General features: G+C 50.8%; 14 protein-coding genes, 1 tRNA gene and 1 pseudogene. 1 reads left to right on the forward strand and 15 read right to left on the reverse strand.

Going from position 1 to position 21,225, the window contains the following annotated elements; all coding sequences use genetic code 11:
- Positions 1 to 53 precede the first annotated feature (53 nt).
- From rpsG to tyrS, 14 genes are all read right to left on the reverse strand, one after another.
- Positions 54 to 530 carry a 30S ribosomal protein S7 gene (gene rpsG, locus VNA68_00705; GenBank protein HVE80651.1) on the reverse strand — a complete coding sequence of 159 codons (477 nt, stop codon included), beginning with the start codon at positions 528 to 530 and terminating at the stop codon, positions 54 to 56.
- Positions 531 to 944: a 30S ribosomal protein S12 gene (gene rpsL, locus VNA68_00710; GenBank protein ID HVE80652.1), complete on the reverse strand. Its 414-nt coding sequence runs from the start codon at positions 942 to 944 to the stop codon at positions 531 to 533.
- A 43-nt stretch (positions 945 to 987) separates the two neighbouring features.
- A complete protein-coding gene (gene rpoC / locus VNA68_00715; protein ID HVE80653.1) occupies positions 988 to 4,830 on the reverse strand; it encodes a DNA-directed RNA polymerase subunit beta' in 3,843 nt (1,280 codons plus the stop codon).
- Position 4,831: 1 nt separating this feature from the next.
- Complete coding sequence (locus VNA68_00720) at positions 4,832 to 8,338, reverse strand: DNA-directed RNA polymerase subunit beta (protein ID HVE80654.1); 3,507 nt, start codon at positions 8,336 to 8,338, stop codon at positions 4,832 to 4,834.
- A gap of 170 nt (positions 8,339 to 8,508) precedes the next feature.
- Complete coding sequence (locus VNA68_00725) at positions 8,509 to 9,822, reverse strand: MFS transporter (GenBank protein HVE80655.1); 1,314 nt, start codon at positions 9,820 to 9,822, stop codon at positions 8,509 to 8,511.
- Between the two features lie 80 nt (positions 9,823 to 9,902).
- Positions 9,903 to 10,511 carry an ATP-dependent Clp protease proteolytic subunit gene (locus VNA68_00730; protein HVE80656.1) on the reverse strand — a complete coding sequence of 203 codons (609 nt, stop codon included), beginning with the start codon at positions 10,509 to 10,511 and terminating at the stop codon, positions 9,903 to 9,905.
- A gap of 49 nt (positions 10,512 to 10,560) precedes the next feature.
- Positions 10,561 to 11,838, reverse strand: coding sequence for a trigger factor (gene tig, locus VNA68_00735; GenBank protein ID HVE80657.1), 1,278 nt, complete (start codon positions 11,836 to 11,838; stop codon positions 10,561 to 10,563).
- Positions 11,839 to 11,914: 76 nt separating this feature from the next.
- Complete coding sequence (locus VNA68_00740) at positions 11,915 to 12,307, reverse strand: hypothetical protein (GenBank protein HVE80658.1); 393 nt, start codon at positions 12,305 to 12,307, stop codon at positions 11,915 to 11,917.
- A 96-nt stretch (positions 12,308 to 12,403) separates the two neighbouring features.
- Positions 12,404 to 12,736, reverse strand: coding sequence for a hypothetical protein (locus VNA68_00745; GenBank protein HVE80659.1), 333 nt, complete (start codon positions 12,734 to 12,736; stop codon positions 12,404 to 12,406).
- A gap of 84 nt (positions 12,737 to 12,820) precedes the next feature.
- Positions 12,821 to 12,904 (reverse strand) — tRNA-Leu (locus VNA68_00750).
- A gap of 3 nt (positions 12,905 to 12,907) precedes the next feature.
- The gene (rsmD, locus tag VNA68_00755) at positions 12,908 to 13,453 is read right to left on the reverse strand and encodes a 16S rRNA (guanine(966)-N(2))-methyltransferase RsmD (GenBank protein HVE80660.1); all 546 of its coding nucleotides are present in this window, start codon (positions 13,451 to 13,453) and stop codon (positions 12,908 to 12,910) included.
- A gap of 1 nt (position 13,454) precedes the next feature.
- On the reverse strand, positions 13,455 to 14,312 hold the full coding sequence (locus tag VNA68_00760) for a hypothetical protein (protein ID HVE80661.1): 858 nt from the start codon (positions 14,310 to 14,312) through the stop codon (positions 13,455 to 13,457).
- Between the two features lie 10 nt (positions 14,313 to 14,322).
- Entirely contained in the window at positions 14,323 to 16,359 is a 2,037-nt protein-coding gene (recG, locus tag VNA68_00765; protein HVE80662.1) for an ATP-dependent DNA helicase RecG, read from the reverse strand.
- 1 nt (position 16,360) lies between these two features.
- Positions 16,361 to 17,527 (reverse strand): tyrosine--tRNA ligase, encoded by a 1,167-nt coding sequence (tyrS, locus tag VNA68_00770; protein HVE80663.1) that lies wholly within the window; start codon positions 17,525 to 17,527, stop codon positions 16,361 to 16,363.
- Between the two features lie 87 nt (positions 17,528 to 17,614).
- Here tyrS and VNA68_00775 point away from each other — a divergent pair, with 87 nt between their 5' ends.
- On the forward strand, positions 17,615 to 20,452 hold the full coding sequence (locus VNA68_00775; GenBank protein ID HVE80664.1) for a transglycosylase domain-containing protein: 2,838 nt from the start codon (positions 17,615 to 17,617) through the stop codon (positions 20,450 to 20,452).
- 146 nt (positions 20,453 to 20,598) lie between these two features.
- On the opposite strand, the pseudogene VNA68_00780 reads toward VNA68_00775, so the two are convergent.
- A pseudogene (locus tag VNA68_00780) lies at positions 20,599 to 21,171 on the reverse strand (PIN domain-containing protein).
- Positions 21,172 to 21,225: the final 54 nt, after the last annotated feature.

Here is a 21,225-nt window from a genome sequence, read left to right on the forward strand (position 1 = left end):
CTTACTGCGAGCGAAAGCCCTCGGTAAGAGGGCTTTTTTTATAATTATCTTTACTAGTATCTGGCGAAGTGAGCGAAGGCTTTATTGGCCTCGGCCATCTTGTGGGTGTCTTCTTTCTTCTTAACGGCGTCGCCAGCGCTGTTGTAGGCATCCATCAGCTCTTTGGCTAAAATCTTATCGAACGCCCGGCCGCCTTTTGCACGAGCCGCGCCGATTATCCAGATCATAGCGTAGTGAATCTTGCGATCACCCCGGACTTCCATTGGTACCTGGTAAGTGGCGCCACCGACCCGCTTGGCCTTGACCTGCACAGATGGAGCGACATTCTTAATTGCGGTTTCAAAAATCTCTACCGGATCCTTCTTAAGCTGATCACCGGCCTGCTCCATAGCATCGTACAGCAGCTGCTCGGCCAGACGCTTTTTGCCGTCTTGCATGATTTTATTAATCATTTTGGTAACTAAAACATTCTGATACTTTACATCAGGTATTAATTCTCTCTTAAAAGATTTCGTCTTCTTACGCGGCATTTACTTTTTTTCCTTCTTGGCACCGTACTTACTGCGCCCTTGCTTACGGTTAGAAACACCAGCCGCATCGAGCGAGCCACGCACAATCGTATAGCGTACACCGGCTAAGTCTTTAGGGCCGCCGCCGCGAATCAGTACCACCGAGTGCTCTTGCAGGTTGTGGCCAATTCCGGGAATATAAGCCGTTACCTCCATACCGTTGGTTAACCGTACACGAGCAATCTTACGCAGAGCCGAGTTCGGCTTACGCGGGGTGGTAGTGCTGACCTTAATGCAGACTCCACGCTTCAGCGGCGAAGGATGCACGTAGCTCCTGCCCTTGAGCGCGTTTAAGGTCCGGGAAAGGGCCGGCGTTTTGGTCTTCTTCTTTGGATCTTTCCGCGGCTTGCGGATTAGCTGGTTAATGGTTGGCATAGCTGGGATAGTTTCTCAGATTTTTACTGGTTTAGTCAACATTTTACTTCTTGGCTGCAGCCTTAGCTCTGGTTTTAGGCTTTTTCTTCTCGGCTTCAGCGGCACGGAACCCGGTACCGACAGGTATCAGTCGGCCGATAATCACATTCTCTTTTAATCCACGCAGTTTATCGAACTTACCGCGGGTAGCAGCTGCTATCAGCACACGCGTGGTGTCCTGGAAACTGGCAGCACTCAGGAATGAATCGGACGAAGTAGAAATTTTGGTAATCGGCAGAAGCAGCTGATCGTATGTAGCCACCTTGGCTTTAGCATTCAATGCGGCGTTTTCTTCCGTTACACTCATCTTCGGCACAATGTCGCCGGTAACAAACAGAGTTTCGCCCGGATCTTCTACCTGCACCCTCGAGAACATCTGGCGAATGATTATCTCTATGTGCTTATCGTTAATGGCCTGACCCTGCGAGGAGTAGATAGACTGAACGGAGTCAATTATGTAGGTATGTACGGCCTTTTCGCCCAACAGCGCTAGCATATCCTGCAGATTCACTGAGCCCTCTGTTAAACGCTGACCGCGGGTAACCAGATCGCCATTAGATACTTGTACCGACTGGTACACGGGAACCTGGTGCTCTTTTACGGCTTCGCCGGTGTGGGCCAACAGAATCTTACCGCGCTTCAGTTCTACGGTGCCTTCAATGCGGCTTTTTATAGCTCGCTTGCCGTCAGCATCAGCAGCCATCACATCGCCCGGCTTCACAATTGCTCCGTCTTTCACCTGGGTTTTGCGGCCGTCTAGCGCGTACTCGGTAACCTTGATATTGGCCGGGGTGATTTTAATAATCTTCTTGCCCGACTCTTCGCGAACTTTTACCATACCGTCGATCTCAGACAACACTGCCTGACCTTTCGGTGCGCGGGCTTCAAAAATCTCCTCTACACGCGGCAGACCGGTGGTAATGTCTTCGCCGCCAGCGGCAGCACCCTTGTGGAAGGTACGCATAGTCAGCTGGGTGCCCGGCTCACCAATCGACTGGGCGGCAATAACGCCGACCGGCTCGCCCATTTTCACCATCTCACCCCGGGCAAGATCGAGTCCGTAACACTGGCGGCAAATACCCCAGAGCGTCTTACAGCCCAAAACGGTGCGGATTTTAACTTCTTCAATTGCTTCATCTGCCACAATGGCGTTTGCCTGAGTATCGCTGATCATTTCGCCAGCTTTGGCTATTACTTCACCCTTGGCATTCTTAACCGTGGCAGCTGCCACACGACCGGCCAAGCGGTAAGCGAATGTTTCGCCAATGCTTTCAGATTCGTGTCGGCTGACGATACTGCCCTCCTTGTCGCCGCAGTTTTCTTCGGTAATGAACACATCCTGCGAAACGTCTACCAAACGGCGGGTTAGGTAGCCAGACTCAGCCGTTTTTAGGGCTGTATCTGTCAGACCCTTACGGGCGCCGTGGGTCGAGGAGAAGTACTCCAGGGTAGAAAAACCCTCTTTGTAGTTGCTCCTAATCGGCAGCTCAATAATCTGGCCTGTCGGGTTGTTTACCAGACCCAACATACCCGAGATCTGGTTGACCTGGCTGAGATCTCCGCGGGCACCGGATTCAACGAACATTCCGATAGTGGCATTGCTTTCATTAATCGCGGCCTCTAGCAGCTCTTTAATCCGCTCATTGGTCTTCTGCCAGACTTCAATCGTGCGGCGATAGCGCTCCTCATCTGTAATTAGCCCCATGTCGAACTGCTTGCTAATTTCTACCACCTGGCTCTCGCCTTCATCCACCATTTTCTCTTTCTGAGGCGGTACCACGAAATCGTCGAAGCCGATCGAAAGGCCCGAAAGCGTTGCATACTTAAAGCCAAGGTCCTTAATATTATCCACGGTCATGGCGGTCAGTTCGCCGCCGCATCGTACAAATATTTCCGTTACCAGCTTCTGCAGTTTCTTCTTATTCATAGTTTCATTACGGAATTCTATGGCTTCAGGCAGGATTTCATTGAATATGACGCGGCCGGCCGTAGTAACTGTTCGTACACCTTCTATTGGAACCGTAATAGTCGTTTGGAGTTTAATAGCGCCCTGCTCGCAAGCGGTGATCGCTTCATCGAAATCGGCAAAATGCTTCTGTGGCTCAGGTTCAGAGATGTTGTCGTAGGTCAGGTAGTAACAGCCCAGCACTATATCCTGGCTGGGGTTGACGACAGCTGCTCCATCGGCCGGCTTCAGCAGGTTTTTGGTTGAAAGCATAATGGTCTTGGCCTCTTCCTGGGCAGCCGCAGAAAGCGGCACGTGGACGGCCATTTGATCGCCATCAAAGTCGGCATTAAAGGCCGAGCAGACTAGCGGGTGCAGCTGGATAGCCTTGCCTTCAATCAGAATCGGTTTGAAGGCCTGAATACCGAGACGGTGCAGGGTCGGTGCGCGGTTTAAGAGTACATACTTTTCGGCAATAATCTCTTCCAGCGCGTCCCAGACCTCGTTGCGTGCGCGCTCAATCATCCGGCTAGCGGATTTCACGTTATGAGCCAGTTCAGCTTCTATCAGCTTGCTCATGACAAACGGCTTGAAGAGCTCGAGAGCCATCATCTTCGGTATGCCGCACTCATCGAGCTTTAGGTTCGGGCCGGCTACAATTACCGATCGGCCAGAGTAGTCTACTCGCTTACCCAAGAGGTTCTGGCGGAACCGCCCCTGCTTACCTTTAAGCATATCGCTTAGGCTCTTAAGCTTACGACGGCCGCCGGTCGAAGACACGGCGCGCTCGCGGCGAGCGTTGTTATCTATTAAAGCATCTACCGCTTCCTGAAGCATACGCTTCTCGTTACGGCGAATGACCTCGGGGGCACCAAGCTCAATCAGGCGCTTCAGGCGATTATTACGGTTGATCACCCGGCGATAGAGATCGTTCAGGTCCGAAGCCGCAAACCGGCCGCCGGCCAGCTGCACCATTGGGCGCAGGTCAGGCGGAATCACTGGCAAATCGGTAATAACCATCCACTCAGGGCGCAGATTCGCACCCTTCATGCCCTCCAGCATCTTCAGACGCTTAAAGGTTTTTTTACGTTTCTGGCCAACAGACTGCTCGGCTTCTTTAGCGAGCTGCTTTACTAGTTTTTCGATGTCGATTTCGGCTAGTAGGTTGCGAATGGCTTCAGCGCCGATTTCGGCCCTAAACACATCACCATATTTTAAGTTCAGCTCGCGGTACTTGGCTTCTGTCAGAAGCTGAAGTTTGGCCAGGCCATCAAGTTCGGTCTTGGCTGAGCTGTAACTAGCTTCGAGGTCAGCCATTTCGCCAGTCCGAGCCTCGGCCAGCTGAGACTTATCGGCATCTTTGGCGCTGGCCTTGGCCTTAAAGCTTTTTTCGATATCGGCCTTACGAGTCTTGTACTCATTTTCCAGATCGCTAATAGCCTGCTTGCGCCGCTCGTCGTCAACTTCAGTTACCAAGTAGCTGGCAAAGTAAACCACTCGCTCTAGATCGCGAATACTCATATTCAGTACCAAGCCGATACTGGAGGGCGTGCCGCGTAAGAACCAAATGTGAGTTACGGGTACAGCTAGAGCAATGTGGCCCATCCGCTCACGGCGGACTATGCTGCGGGTTACGCGAACGCCGCACTTATCACAAACTACGTCCTTGTAGCGGATTCGCTTGTACTTGCCGCAGTAGCATTCCCAATCTTTAGTGGGGCCGAAGATACGCTCACAAAACAGTCCGTCTTTTTCAGGCTTCTGGGTGCGGTAGTTGATGGTCTCGGGCTTAATAATCTCACCATGTGACCATTCTAAAATCTGATCGGGTGAAGCCAGCGCTAATTTAACAGCACTGAACCCACTGGTCATCTGGTCTAATCCTTCTTTTGCGTCTACCACCTTAAGCCTCTTTCTTTTCTTTAGCAGTTACTTCGGCTTTTTCAGCCTCTTCAAACTCATCTCCGCCGCCGGCAGCTAGATCCACCAAGGGCATATCAGCTACAGCCTCATCGCCTACTATGAGCTTATCTGTGCCCAGTTCCTCGACATCGGCGTCCATTTCACCGGCAATCACCTCTTCGGCATCAACTTCCTGGGAAGTTTCGTCACGGATCAGATCTACACCCAGGCTCAAACTCTGCAGCTCTTTGACCAACACATTGAATGATTCCGGAATGCGCGGGCCCCTAATTTCTTCGCCCTTAATAATCGCCTCATAGGCCTTGGAGCGGCCAACAACATCATCGGATTTAATTGTTAAGATTTCCTGCAGACTGTGGGCAGCGCCATAGGCTTCTAGTGCCCAGACTTCCATTTCTCCAAACCGCTGACCGCCGCGCTGAGCCTTACCACCCAAGGGCTGTTGGGTAACCATGGCGTAAGGGCCGGTCGAGCGGGCGTGAATTTTATCATCTATCATGTGATGCAATTTCAGCATGTAGTTGAAACCGACTGTGGTTCGCTCATGATACGGCTCACCCGTACGGCCATCGTAGAGCTGAGCCTTACCGTCTTCTGGCAGGCCGGCTCGCGCCAGCTCTTCTTTAATCTTTGTAATGTGGACGCCGTTAAAGACCGGTGAAGCTACTTTGTAACCCAAGAGATTAGCGGCCCAGCCTAAGTGGGTTTCAAACACCTGGCCGATATTCATACGCGCGCCCACACCCAACGGATTCAAAATCATATCTACCGGCGTACCGTCTTCCAGGTAAGGCATATCTTCAATCGGCAATACGCGGGCAATCACGCCTTTGTTACCATGACGGCCGGCCATTTTATCGCCGACTGAAATCTTACGCATCTGCGCGATTGAAACATGGAACTGCTGAATAACTCCGGCCTGCAGTTCATCGCCGCCTTCGCGCGAGAAGATCTTAACGCCAACGACTTTACCCCGCTCACCGTTTGGCATGCGCAGGCTAGTGTCTTTTACATCTCGGGCTTTTTCGCCAAAAATGGCTCGCAGCAGTTTTTCTTCGCTAGAAAGCTCTTGCTCACCCTTAGGGGTGATTTTGCCGACCAAAATATCTCCGGCGCTGACTTCGGCGCCAATGCGCACAATGCCGGTTTCATCGAGATCTTTCAGGCTGTCCTCAGAGACATTCGGAATGTCGCGGGTAACGATTTCCGGGCCCAGCTTAGTATCACGCACATCGATAGTGTAGGTTTCGATATGAATCGAACTGTAACGGTCGTCTTGTACCAGCCGTTGGCTGATAATAATGGCATCTTCGAAGTTATAACCACCCCAAGACATAAAGGCCACTAGAACGTTCTGGCCCAGGGCCAGCTCGCCGGCATCGGTCGACATGCCATCGGCTAGCAGGTCGCCTTTTTTAACCTTTTGTCCGGAATGCACGACTGTGCGCTGATGGATGCTGTTGCCTTGGTTGCTGCGCACGAAGTTCAGCAGCTGATAACTCTTTACGCCAGCTTTAGCGTATTTCACAGTAATCTCGGCGGCTGTAGCGGATTCCACTACTCCGTCTTCCTCAGCCACAATCACCTGACCCGAGTCACGCGCTACAACCTGCTCCATACCAGTACCGACTGTTGGGGCCTGGGGGCTAACTAAGGCCACGGCCTGCTTCTGCATGTTCGCAGCCATCAAGGCCCGCTTGGCGTCATCGTGCTCGATAAATGGAATTAGAGCCGTAGAGACGGAAACGATCTGTTGGCTAGAAACATCCATATACTCTACGTTATTGGCGTCCTCTTCTTCGGCTTCACCGCTACGCCGCACGGATACCCGTGGTTCTACAAAGTAGCCGTCGGGGCCGATTTTGGTGCCGTATTCAGTAATCACTGCGTTTTTTTCATCAGCAGCATCCATATAGACTATACGGCCGGTGACCTTAGCCTTAACAGGCACCTCTTCCAGGCCCAGCTTAGCTAGTCTTTTGGCGGCTGCCGGGCTGATTTTATCGCCGGGTTTTATAATAGTTTTTTCGCCATCTTTGATGGTGGTTCGGGCGATGTGGCCGGCTGCTTTATCGGGACTGATCCTATTAATAACTTTGCGGTAAGGGGTCTCTACAAAGCCGTATTCATTCACCTGTGCATAGGTAGAAAGGTTCGATACCAAACCGATGTTGGGGCCTTCTGGGGTTTCAATCGGGCAGATACGGCCGTAGTGACTGCGGTGTACGTCACGAACCTCAAAGCCGGCGCGCTCGCGGCTGAGACCGCCGGGGCCCATAGCGTTCAGGCGGCGCTTGTGTGAGGTTTCGCTTAGAGGATTGGTCTGGTCCATGAATTGGCTGAGCTGAGAGGAAGCAAAGAACTCCTTAACACTAGCCACAATAGGACGAACGTTAATCAGCTGGCCGGGAGTAACAGTAGCGCGGTCGTAAACAGACATTCTGTCTTTAACATTGCGCTCCATACGGACTAAGCCAACCCGGAACTTGGCCTGGATTAATTCACCAACCATTTTCAGGCGGCGGTTCTCTAAGTCGTCAATATCGCTGGCCGGACCTTGGCTGTGGTTTAGGCGTACTACCTCGCGAATAACGGCAACCAGATCTTCGGGGCGCAGAATGCGGTTTTCTACCGTATTTGCGAGCTTAAGGCCCAGGCGCTTGTTTAGCTTATAGCGGCCTACCTTAGAGAAGTCGTAGCGCTTAGGGTCAAAGAACATGCTTTCTATCAGAGACTTTGAGTTTTCAACTGTGGCCAGATCGCCGGGGCGAATACGTCGGTAAACCTCCATAAAGGCCTCACTCTGGTTAGAGGATGGGTCTTTATCCAAGGTTTCAGCAATATTCTTGATCTCACCAGTATCAACATCTTTGAACAGTTTTATAATCTCTTCGTCTGAGCTATAGCCAAAGGCGCGCAGTAGTGTCGTAACTGGAATTTTGCGCTTGCGGTCGATCTTAACGGAAATTACGCCGTTAGCGGCTGTGTCCATCTCTAGCCAGGCACCGCGGTCAGGAATAACTTTTGCACCGTACAGGTTGCGCCCACCGGCCGGTTCGGCCATAAAGAAAACCCCAGCCGAACGAACTAGCTGGGATACAATGACTCTCTCTACACCATTAATAATAAAGGTGCCGCGGTCGGTCATCCATGGATAATCGCCCAGGAATATCTCTTGGTCTTTAATTTCACCAGTCTCTTTGTTCTCAAGCCTTACCTGGGCTTTTAGCGGCACTTCGTAGGTTACATTCTTAGCTTTTGAAGTTGCAGCATCGTACTTAGGCTCTTCGAAGTGAAAATCCTTAAAGTAGAGCGCGAGGCTCTTGCCGGTAAAGTCTTCTATTGGGCTGATAGAAGCAAACAGCTCCGCCAGACCTTCACCTATTAACCAGTCGAATGAATCCTTCTGGGCTTTGATGAGATTCGGCAGAGGTAGAACTTCCTCGGTTTTATTGAAATAACGGCGGGTGGGTTGGGCTGATGCCAAAAGGCTGTCTCCTCTTTGATTATTAAATTAACCAAGAGGTATTTATCTAAATCGGCTTCTAGAGCTTTCGCATCCCAGGAAGTAAAGAGATACGAAAGTCCTACACGCAAAAAAAGTAGGCAGGCGACCCTACTTCGCGATTTAAGCTTCCTCTTGGGTCTAATATTCGCTTATTTAGATACTCTTGTCAATAGTTTTCGCCACCAGGGAGCCGGACGCGCTAGACGCCCAATTGAGTAGTATTGGAAGATGGCATAAACAGTCAGCACCACCCCTAGGGCCGTAAGCACCTTAGTAACGCTGAAGAGATCAGCCAGGATGCCAGCAAAAAATACCGGCAGGGTGGCTGCAATATTAACCATCATTCCCAGCGCGCCAAACACCTTACCCCTCGTCTCGTCGGTTGTGGCTTGGTGCAGCATAGTCTGGGAGGCGGCACTGATCATTGAATGCAGCAGCGCCAATACAAGCAGTAAACCTGCAACCGTCCAGCTCACTACACTGATACTAAAGCCATTGAAGCCGCCGATATGGCGATAAAGCTGCCCACTAAGACCCAGCATAGTCAGGCCTATGCTGGCCGCTACCAAGCACAAGGCCACAAGCTGCCAAAGGCTAAGACGACTGCTCAGATTATTCACTAACATTACCCCCGCTATCAGCCCCAGGCCGGCCGGCAAGAACAACAAGGAGCTTGAATCTGTCAGCGGGATCTTGAGCAGAGCCAATGACATAGCCGGCGCCAATGCCAGTACGATACCGACTACCGATTGGGTGATAGTAAGCTGTAGAATCGGAAAGTAGAGCTTATGGCTTGCCAGAATCGTCTGCAGATTCTGCCTGGTTTCGGCCATAACCCTCGAGACATCGTTAGATAGCTTGTGCCTTTTATGGTAGGCGGCCTCCAGCGAAGGCAGCATCAGATCAAGCAATGTAGCCGCCAGCCAAAGAATAGCCGCCACCACGTACGGGCCATGCGGGCCTGCCAGCTTTATGGAGAGTGCCGAAGAGCCATAACCGACTATGAACGAAGCATACAAGGTTAGTACAAACAGGGCATTGGCCGAGACCAGCAGATTCTTTTTAACCAATCGCGGGATAGAGGCCGCTTCGGCCGGCACAAAGAACTGGCTGATGGTCGCGATAGCGAAGCTTACAGCCAAGACTAAGAAAAAATTAGTTTCCACTAGAGGGTATGCAAGCACAAGCATAGCCCGGGCAATATTAGAAACCACCAGCACCCATTTGCGGTTCCAATAATCAACATAAGCTCCTGCCAGTGGCCCAAACAGAATGGCGGGGATACCAAAGGCCAGCACCAGCATTGCCACCGACACGTTAGCGAACTTGGTTTCGGCTGCCAGTTCGAAAACGCGGATGATTAAAGCGAAGAACAGTAAGTTCTGAGCAACCTGAGAGAATATTTGCGAACCCCAAAGCTTAACGAAGCTTGAGTTGCGCAGCAGCTGCAGATAATTGTTCACCGGTATCCTTAAGTTTATTGATTAAGCTTAATATAGAGCGCCCACTGCCTGGTGTCGAGTACCTTGAGCCAGATAAGCTCTTATCCCCTCTTAACGACTATGTTGTCTATGAGGCCATATTTTTTGGCCTCATCTGCCCCCATGTAAAAGTCACGGTCGGTATCCCCGTGAATCTTTTCAATAGGCTGACCTGTGGCGATAGCTAAAATTTTATTAATCCTCTCCCTAAACCCAAGCGCCTCACGGGCCGAAATTTCTATATCAGCTGTAGTGCCAGAGAATGCTGAAGACGGCTGGTGCATCATTATGCGGGCATTAGCTAGCGCCGAGCGCTTGCCTTTGGCGCCGCCGGCAAGCAGTACTGCACCCATACTCATGGCCATACCGACGCAAACAGTTGCAACATTGGGCTTAATGAAGTTCATCGTATCAAGTATGGCCATACCGGCATACACTGAGCCTCCCGGGCTATTAATGTAGAGCTCGATATCTTTTTTGGGGTCTTCGCTTTCTAAAAAAAGCAGTTGGGCAATAACAAGGTTGGCAACAGTTTCATCTATCTCGCTGCCTAGGAAGATAATACGTTCTTTCAGCAGGCGAGAATAAATGTCATAGGCCCTCTCGCCCATGGCAGTCTTTTCTATAACAGTCGGAATTAGAATTTGATTCCTAAGGTTGTTGTCTGACATTGCCATCTCCTTTTAGCACTCGCTGCTTACGACTGCCAATATTATAAGTTTATTTGGAGGCGTATTCAACCAAACAGCGGACTGTTTTAGCCGTCATTAAGTGGTTATAAATATCTTCTTTCACCTTCTCGCTCTCCAGCTCTTTCTGCATAGTGCTATCGGTATAGCGCTGCTTGAGTAGCGTCAGCTCGGCTTCTATTTCCTCCGGGCTTACCTTTAGGTTTTCTCTAGCGGCCACTTCGCGTAGCACTAAAGCCAATGCCAACCGGCGCTCGGCCTCGGGCTTTAGTTCGGCCTCCATCTCTTCGGCTGTTTTATTCTGCAGCTTAAGGTACTTTTGCATATCCAGGCCGCTGGTGGCCAATCTCTGCTCTAGCTCGCTCTTGAGTCGATCCACCTGGTGCGAAAGCAAATGCTGAGGCAGGGTAAGCTTGCTCGCTTTTACGATTTCTTCTAGCAGTTCATTCTCATACTGGCGATTGGCCTCTTGCTCAGCCTCAACCTTCAGCTGATCCTTAATGTCTTTTGTAAGTTCGTCTACGTTCTTAAACGGGCCGACTTCGGCAGCAAATTTATCGTTAAGCTCCGGCAAGGCAAGTTCTGTAACTTCGTGCAGGGTAATAGCAAACTCCACTGGCTTACCTGCCAGCTCCTTTTGGTGGTAATCCTTGGGAAAAGTAATGGTAAAGGTTTTTTCGGCTTTTGGCGCTAGACCCACCAGCTCCTCCTCAAAGCCAGGAATAAACTGGTTTGAGCCAAGCTTTAAGGTGTGGTTTTTGGCGGTCGCCCCCTCCACCGGCTTGCCGTCCTTGGTGCCCGCAAAATCAAACAGCACTTCATCGCCGGTTTTAGCGGCACGATCAACTTTATTGCGCTTGGCCATGCGGCGGCGGAGATCTTCGATCACTTCCTGCAGTTTGTCGTCTTCTATCTTAACTTGGGGCTTAGCCATTTTTATCTTGGTGTAATCGGGCAGTTTTACAGCCGGCAGAATCTCTACCTTGGCCTCAAACTCCAGCTCGGTGTAGGGTACGAATTTTTTAATTTGAATATCCGGGTGGCCGATAGCGGCAATCTTGGCATCTTCTAAGGCGTGGCCATAATAGTGATTAATAGCCGTCTGTATCACCTCACTCTGAACGGTGGCAGCACCAACCTCGCGCTCCACGATATTGTCGGGAGCTTTACCGGGGCGAAAGCCCGCCGCCTTAACGCCAGCGCGCAAGTGGTTAATGACACCGGTATGCTCTTTTTTCAGCTGGGTCTCGCTGACTTTGATCAGCAAAGTAACTTCGGTCTCGCTTTTTTTGATGATTTCAGAACTCATAGCTGCGTATTGTAGCAAAGCTAAGCCAAAATGTCATCGGCACAAAGAAAAAGACCCGCACCGTTTTGGTGCGGGTCTATGCCCTGGCTGGAATAAAGCGGCCATCTGAGAAAAAGCCGTGACTGCCTTCGCATGGCCTGAAAAACCACTTGTCTTCATTGCAGTCGATCGATTCATAGACCACGCCCATCTCATCGGACTGCAGGTCGTAGCCGATACCGATCGCAAGATACAAACCGCCCTTTTTGTGCTCCCAGAGCAAGGTCTCAAGCAAGCGTACTGAATAGCGGTAAAAATTATCCCGAACGGTCAGCTTCTCTCGGTCGATGTCCTCGGTATGAAGGTAAACCAGGTAATCATGATCTGCGCCCTTGTGGACGGCTTGGCGGCTTTTGTTGCCGAACTCAACTGTAACTGTAAAGAACAGCAATGATCTGTGCGGCACCTCCATCCTTTCCCTAGTTTTCAAGGCCTAGATATTTCACCACAAAGCGATTTTTTAATCAATTGGCGGATTAAAAAGAAAAAGGCCCAGAGAAAAAGCGTACCTTCTTCCTTGGGCCCGTTAGCCTGGAAACATTGAGTTATGATGAGCCTTGCCGGCTCTACGATACTCAATTGCCTCAGGCGGTACTTCGGCATCTATAAAGCCAGCCTCTATGAGCATATCAATGCTATCCATAGCATTCATGACAAAGTAGGCTTGATCATTTTTTATCAGATCGTCATTCCTCCAGGGAAGGGAATCCCACGTGTAGCCGATTCTTTCGGCATTGTGACGGGCGAGAGCGAGTACTGCTTTGTTGCGCTTGGTATCACTCTGGCGAACTGCCTCTATGGCAATCCTAATGGTAGATGAAGCTTCTTGAAAAAAAGACCGATCTACAACTTCTCCCATAACCCAACCTTCTTTGTAGATGTGCTAGAAGTAGACAAGGTTAGTAAACCAGTATAAGAACTGTCTTGCAAGTATAAATCTAATTGGTGGGGATGAAAGGACTTGAACCTTCACGCCTTGCGGCACTAGTTCCTAAAACTAGCGTGTCTACCATTCCACCACATCCCCGCATCAGCTTGAACGGTTGTAGAAACTCAGGGCTGAATCGCCATAAGTTTTTGTCTTTTCAAGCTCTAATGATTTTACATCAGGAGAGGGCTGCCTGCTAGAGTGCGAAACGACCATTTGCCCACCAGCGAGTAAAAAACCTGCCAGCTGGCCCAGAATGCCGACGTCCAGCTTATCGTAAGGCGGATCGGCCGTAATCAGATTATAGCGCGGTGCCGGCTGCTGCTGCTCCGGGAACTTCAGCCACCGCTCTACTCCGGCCTTATAAAGATGAAAATCGGCCGCCACACCTAGTTCTGAAACGTTCTTTAGAATAACAGCCTGCGCCTGCCCACCCGTCTCTAGCGCGTCCACGCTACTGGCGCCACGGCTAAGAGCCTCCAATCCAATCGCCCCACTGCCGGCATACACGTCTAGCACAACAAAACCGGTAACATCTCCCAGGGCATCAAACATAGCACCGCGCACTTTGTCGGCCATAGGCCTGGTGGCCATGCCTGCCGGGGCCGACAAACTCCGGCTGCCAAACTTACCGGCTATTATCCTCACGCTAGACCCTGACTGCTACTCTGGGTGCTGGTTTAGATTTAAGCTTTACGGTAGCGGTTTTCTGCTGAGCTTCAAGGTAGGCCAGCAGCCAAATGACGCCAATCGTATGAACCGTTTGCGGCGAGAGACGGTGCTTAACCAATCTAGCCACCCTTGAGTTCCAACCCGTCTCATAAAAGGTTTCGTATATGTGAAGACTGGCAATATCTCGCGATTCTTGTTTAAAGAACTCGATCGGGCCAATCTGCCTGGCGCGAGCTAATTTTGCCGGATCGAGCTTAACCCGCAGCCGGGTGCCGAACATAGCCATGACTACACCCATTTCAAAATTAAAGTGAGTGGTCAGCAGCCCTTTGCCGCCCCAAATAGCCCAGCCTTTCCGGAATATATCACGCGGTGCCTCACCCCGTACAAAGACTTTGTGTTTAAAAAAGCTGGAATTGGGGTTTTTTACCTTGGAGGAGTGCTCGGCAATCTTTTCTTCTAGCGGAAAGTGGTGGGCAGGGGTCAGACCGTCGCAAATGTAATGACCCATCCAGGCCGCCTCAAAAGCCGCCCTTACTAAATCTTCTTTTGCCAAGGCATCAACCAATACTCGGTAATGCCCCAAGATATTCTCTGGAATCGGCCCCACATCGGTGCTGGGGTTATAGAGATGCCCTGGCTCCTGCCGGCCGGGCGATTTTACCTTTAGACCGTCTGGGCCATTGATACCTTCAAAATGCAATATTTGCTTGAGCGGTGGAAATGTATCTTCCTTAAGGTAAGAACGAATCATTTCATAGGCTGCTGTATCGAACTTTTGGTGAATGCCAATACTAGAGACCGCCTTGCGTGATGTAACGAATCCTGAATACATTTAATGCCCCTTAATCGAGCGATGTCATCGCTTTTAAGCGATTGATGCGCTCTAAAACTATTGGGTATTGTAGCATGGCCTGAGGCTCGGCCACAAAGTCGGCCGTAATGTTACGCACGCTGGCTACCAGCTTCGTATCGCTCAAATCAGCCAAGCGCAGGTCTAATATGCCGTGCTGCTTTTGGCCGTAAATCTCCCCCGGTCCGCGCAACTCAAGATCAATCTGAGCAAGTCTGAAACCATCCTGGGTCCTCTCTAGTGCCTGCAAACGGCGAAATGCGTCACCACCCTCAGTACCCGTAAACAGCAAACAGTATGAGCTATGCGTACCGCGCCCGATACGACCTCGCAGCTGATGCAGAGCGGCCAGGCCAAAACGCTCCGCACCTTCCACTAGCATAATGCTGGCATTGGGGATATCTACTCCAACCTCAATCACACTGGTAGCCACCAATATATCAAGCTTGCCATCTGCAAACCGCCCCATAACGGCATCGCGCTCCGCTGGCTTAAGCCTGCCATGCACCACACCAATCCGGCGATGCTTAAATGGCCCCTTGGCCAACCTCTCGGCCTCGGCCGTTACGCTTTTGGCCTCTAGTACATGCGAATCTTCAATCAGCGGGCAGACTACAAACATCTGCCGGCCGCGGGCGAGCTGAGTATCAATGAATTTATACGCACTGTCTCTTTTATCCGGTTCCACCAGCTTAGTGGCCACACTTTTTCGCCCCGGTGGCATTTCATCTATAACCGAAATATCCAGATCGCCATACACAGTCAGCGCCAGGCTTCTGGGTATAGGGGTGGCCGTCATGCTTAAAAGGTGCGGCAGGCAGCCGGCTTTAGTTTTAAGCGTCTGTCGCTGAGACACACCAAAGCGATGTTGCTCGTCTATAATCACCAGCCCCAGGTTGGCAAAACTAACACCCTCTGATAGAAGAGCATGCGTACCGATAGTAAGATGAGCTGTGCCGCTGGCCAACTGTTTATTTGCTTCTTGCTTGGCTTTAGCCGTTTGACTGCCTACTAGTAGTACCGTCTGGTACCCCAGCCGTTTTAGTAGGGGTGTCAGCCTGGCAAAATGCTGTTTGGCTAGGATTTCGGTCGGCACCATCAGAGCAGCTTGAAGCCCACCGGCCATTGCCATGGTAGCAGCCAGGGCCGCTACAGCCGTCTTACCGCTACCTACATCACCCTCTAGCAAGCGATTCATCGGCCGCTCTCCAGACATATCCTGCAGAATCTGCCAGGCGGCCTTGCGCTGGGCATCGGTTAAATCGAAGTCTTGCGCGGCAGTAAACTTCTTTGCCACGTCAGCATCCAGGGGTATCACAGGAGCCTGCTCAGTCTTAATTTCACTTTTTATAATTAGGCTAGCGGCAATAACGTAGAACAGTTCTTCAAACGCAAAGCGGCGACGGGCCTGCTCTAATTTCTGCCGACTAGAGGGCGCGTGGATTTCGGTTAAGGCCTCACCAAATGGCGCAAGCTTACCGGCTTTTAGGATTTCTGCGGGCAGAGTCTCTGGCAGCTCTCTGGCGCGATGCAAAAGCGGCATAATAAAACCCCTGAGCTGTTTTGAGGTAAGCCCTTCTGTTTCAGGGTAAATCGGCACAATGCGAGCCGTATGCTTTGGGTCACCATTATCTTCTTCTATAGCCGGGCTTTGCAGTGCCAGGTCACTGTTCTTAAACTCCAGCTTTCCCGAAACAAGCACCCGCTTGCCGGGAGGGAAGCTACGGGTAAGGTACGGTTGGTTGAACCACACAACCTTTACCGTACCGGTCTCGTCTGTAAGGATTGCCTCGGTAATAGACAGCCGGCGACTGCGCGCCCGGCGGTTAGCAATGGCAACCACCTCGGCCCGGAAAGTTACAAGGCCCGGCCGCATTGAGCGGATTGGAATAATATTAGAAAAATCATCATAACGGCGAGGGTAGTGATTCAGCAGTTCGCCAACAGTTGTAATTTTAAGGCGGGCAAGTCTTTTTACCGCTAGCGGCCCGACACCCTTCAAGGTTTCTACCGAGCGGTCTAAATACATGCTAGCTCAGGTGCAGTTTGACGAACCGGCGCTTGCCGACCTGAACGATATCACCATCACCTACCTTGACGTTATCCGCGTCTATAGTCTGGCCTGCAATTTTAACGCCCTTTTGGCTTATCAGGCGCCTGGCCTCCGATTTACTGCTGGCAAGACCCAACCCAACCAGCAGCTCTGCCGGGTCCCAAGCAGCTTTAGTAATCTTCTCTTCCGTAATATCCTCGGGGGCCTGTTTATCTCTGAACTGTTTATTAAACCCTTCCTCGGCACCTGCTGCCTCCTTCTCTCCGTGATACTGCCTGACTATTTCGCGGGCCAGGGAGGCTTTGGTATCACGCGGATTGGCCCCCGCCGCAATATCGGCTATGACTTGCTTAATTACATTCATAGGAACATCAGTGCAAAGCTCATAATATGAGCCGACCAAAGCATCTGGCAGGCTCATCACTTTACCGTACATATCAGCAGGCGTATCGGTAATCCCTATGTAGTTTCCAAAGGATTTGCTCATCTTCTGTACGCCATCAGTACCTACCAGCAAGGGGCACATTACTATCTGCTGTGGCCTCTGCCCCAGTTTTTTCTGCAAATTGCGGGCGGCCAGCATATTAAAACGCTGATCGGTGCCACCAAACTCCACATCGGCCTCTAGGCATACTGAATCATAGGCCTGCATCAATGGATAGAGGATTTCATGGAGGGAGATTTCTACTCCTTGCTTTAAGCGGGTTTTAAAGTCATCGCGCTCGATGATTTGGGCAACTGTAAACTTACCGGCCAGCTCTAGCAATTTTGCTAAGTCGAGCTTATCTAGCCATTCGCTATTACGCCGTATTTCCGCCTTCTTAAGATCCAGGATTTTACCGACTTGTGCCAGATAAGTCTTGGCATTAGCTTCAATTTCTTTGTCTGAAAGCACCGGCCGGGTTTTGTTTATACCGGAGGGATCCCCTACTCTGGCAGTCGCGTCTCCGATTAGAAAAATAACCGTATGGCCCTGGTCCTGAAATTGGCGCAGCTTTCGCAAAACCACGGCATGGCCCAAGTGAATATCGGGGCTAGTGGGGTCTACTCCCAACTTCAATCGCATTTTTTTGCCCTTTAGGGCACGGGTCAGCTCAGCCTCTGTAATGACTTCGCTGATGCCTCGAGAAATAAGTTCATTCATTCTAACAATATACCATAAGGAATAACCGGTGGTCTGGGAACCCAAGAAAACCTCGACTAGAGCAAGCGCAAACATTATAATACTGCTATGAAAAGACGCAGGGTGCTAAGAGGAGGAGCTAAAGGCTTTAAAGGCCAGCTCAAACTCTTTTCCACCTCATTTACACCCACTGGATTCAAGCGCTACTGGCTCAACCAAGCTGGTGCTCGCCGCGCGGCCAAGATCGCCGGAGTAGGTTCTTTATTCCTATTTTTAATTTTTCTTTACTTCGCCAAAGACCTTCCTAGTCCGGGTAAGATCAACGCCCGGATAGGCGCTCAGAACACCCGCTTCTACGACCGCACCGGCCAGACATTGATTTACGAAGTGCACGGCGATAAAAACCGAACCGTAATCGCGTTCAACGAAATGCCGGACAATATCAAAAAAGCCACCGTTGCGATCGAAGATAAGGACTTCTTCAAGCATGGGGCCTTTAGTATTTTCGGTATCGGCCGGGCATTTACAGGTGTAGTTTTCCGTGACCCAAGCAAGGGCGGAGGCTCAACCATTACCCAGCAGTATGTAAAAAACGCCCTGCTATCCCCAGAGCGCACCCTCTCGCGCAAGGTCAAAGAGCTGATTCTAGCGATTGAAATCGAGCAGCTCTATAAGAAAGATGACATTCTAAAGCTCTATTTGAATGAAATTCCATACGGATCGCAATCATATGGTATAAAAGCCGCTACCAATACCTACTTCTCTAAAGATGTTGAGGATAGGAAAGTACCAAAGGAGCCGCACGAACTAACATTAGATGAGGCGGCACTGCTGGCCGCTATGCCGCAAGCACCCACCTACTACTCGCCTTACGGCAACCATCGCGACGCCTTGATAGCCCGACAGCATCTGGTACTCAGCCGTATGGCAGAGCAAGGCTTTATAACGAATGAAGAGGCCAAGGCCGCGAAAAGCGTAGACACTCTAAGTAAACTTAACCCCAGGCCGAATATTGCATCTAAATCGAAGGCTCCGCATTTCACCCAGTTCCTGCAAGAACGGCTGGCGAATAAGTATGGCACACGAGTGGTTGAGCAGGGCGGCCTAAAGGTGATTACCAGCCTAGATTTAGAGAAACAGGCAGCGGCCATTGATGCGGTTCAGAAAAATATGGGTAATGTCCGTCGACTGGGCGGAAGTAACTCCGCGCTGGTTGCTACCGATCCTAAGAGCGGCGAGATTTTAGCCATGGTTGGCTCATATGATTACAACGATGAAAAATTTGGCGCCTTTAACGTAGCGGCCGCCCACCGCCAACCCGGCTCGAGCTTTAAACCGCTGGTGTACGCCACAATGTTCAAAAAAAACTGGGGCCCGGGCAGCACTATGTATGATGTAACAACAGATTTCGGCGGCGGCTACAAACCAGAAAACTATACCGATCGTACTTACGGTGTTCAATCTGTGCGCGCCTCACTAGCCGGTTCGCTAAACATACCGGCTGTTAAAGCACTATACCTTGCGGGCATCAAAGACAGTCTAACCCAGGCGCGCAAAATGGGTATTTCTACCCTGAATAGCGACTCCTCCAAGTATGGCTTAAGCTTGGTTTTGGGTTCAGGCGAGGTCAAGCTGGTAGATATGGCTAACGCCTATGAGACGTTTGCGAACGGCGGTAAACATTACCCTTCTACCGGTGTGGTTAAGATTACCGATGCCCGAGGACGGACATTGCAAGAATCCAAAAAAGCCCAGCCTAAAAAAGCACTGGACCCGCAGATTGCTTATTTGATTTCCCACATATTAAGCGATAAAGCCGCCGGGCAGTATATATTTGGCGGAGCATTGCAAACTCCTGGCTTAAACACCGCTATTAAAACCGGTACGACCGAAAACTATCGAGACGCCTGGACCATGGGCTACACGCCAAGCATAGTAGTGGGCGTCTGGGCCGGTAATAACGATAATAAGTCGATGACCAAAGCAGCCAGTGCCGTTTCGGCGCCGGCGTTCAAGAGCTTTATTACAGATAAGCGTGTACAGATTAAGAACGAGCAGTTCGAAAAGCCAGCCGGTATAAAACAGGTCACACTTGATGCCAATACAGGCGCCCTGCCAACATCGGGAGGCAGCCCAAAGACCCGCACCGATATATTCCCCTCTTGGTATAAACCAGAAACAGCTGGGGCGGTTAAGACCGGTAAAATAGATAAGGTATCTGGCAAGCTAGCCACTGACTGTACTCCGCCGTCCGCTGTGCAGGAAGTAACCTCTGGCCAAATGGATGCTGAAATTCCCGCAAGTGACCCAGCTTATAGCCGCTGGAATGGGCCGGTGCAGGCATTGGCAAAAAGCATGGGCTTCAGTGCCGGGGGCGGACTGCCGACTGAATCAGACGACGTCCATAAATGCAGCGATACGAAGCCATCGGTAAATTTAACGGTGAGCGGCAACGGGCCGCTGAACATAAGAGCCGACGTCAGCCAGGGCACTCACGCCGTGAATAATCTTACGATTTACTTCGATGATCAGGTGATATCAACTACCGGCGGAGGCTCATACGAATTCACTTATAACCCCCCTGCTACCGGCAGCCATACGATTAAAGCCAAAGTGAGCGACACGGCTCTATACGAGGGTACAGATGAGGAGGCGGTTAATGTTACCAGCACCAGCGGTTTTGAAGGCACAGCCCCGGGTAACGGAGTCGTATTTGGGCCAGGATCTAGTATTAACTTTAGGTGGACTACCGCGGGAGGTGCAAATAAGTACATTATATCGGTAAGCGGACCAGGCGGTAATCAGAGTAATAATGCCGGTAACTCGACCTCATATACCTTTCCCACGCCCTTCATTCCGCCCGGTAATTACACATGGTATGTACAGGCCTACCATGGTGGCACCCTGCTTACTCAAACTGTCTTAAGAAGTTTTCAGATCCAATAATTTCATGGTGGTTAGGCGGTTAACTCTACTAAGTCGTCTTCTATATTTCGATTTGTGCGATGGCGGTTTTTAGCGCCACTGGCTTGTGGGCGCTGGCCACGCTGCCGACTGTGCCGTTTAGGGGGCTGGCCGCTATCAGATTTAACCGGTACCGCAAACAGCATTTTGCCGGCTACGGTTTGGAATACGCGGGTAATCTCTACTAGCAACTCCTGGCCAATCAGCCTATCGCCGCGGTCGATTACAATCATAGTTCCGTCAGACAGATAGCCTACCCCCTGCCCCTTCTCTTTGCCGGCCTGCACTACTTTTACCATCATCTGCTCGCCAGGAAGTACGACTGGACGGATAGCGTTTGAAAGCTCATTAATATTAAGCACCCTGACGCCTTCGATCTGGGCTACCCGATTCAAGTTGTAATCGGTAGTTAATATTTGTGTACCTAGCTTTCTGGCTAGATGCACCAGCTTGGCATCTACCTCTTCTACATCCTCAGGGTCATCTTCTATAATTTCTAAATGCACACCCTCGGCCGTCTTAATGGTATTAAGCATTTCCAGCCCTCTGCGCCCGCGACTGCGGCGCAGGCTATCGCTAGAATCGGCAATATTCTGTAATTCCGCCAGAATAAATCTCGGCACCAGCAGCTTACCGGGCACAAAACCGGCTCGCGCTATATCTGCAATCCGGCCATCTATAATCACCGATGTATCTACTAGAATCTCTGATGCAGCCAATAGATTAGGGTTTACTGCCGCGTTTCTAGCTGCTAT

This window comes from Candidatus Dormiibacterota bacterium (assembly GCA_035536395.1).
GTDB lineage: Bacteria > Patescibacteriota > Saccharimonadia > UBA4664 > DATLOE01 > DATLOE01.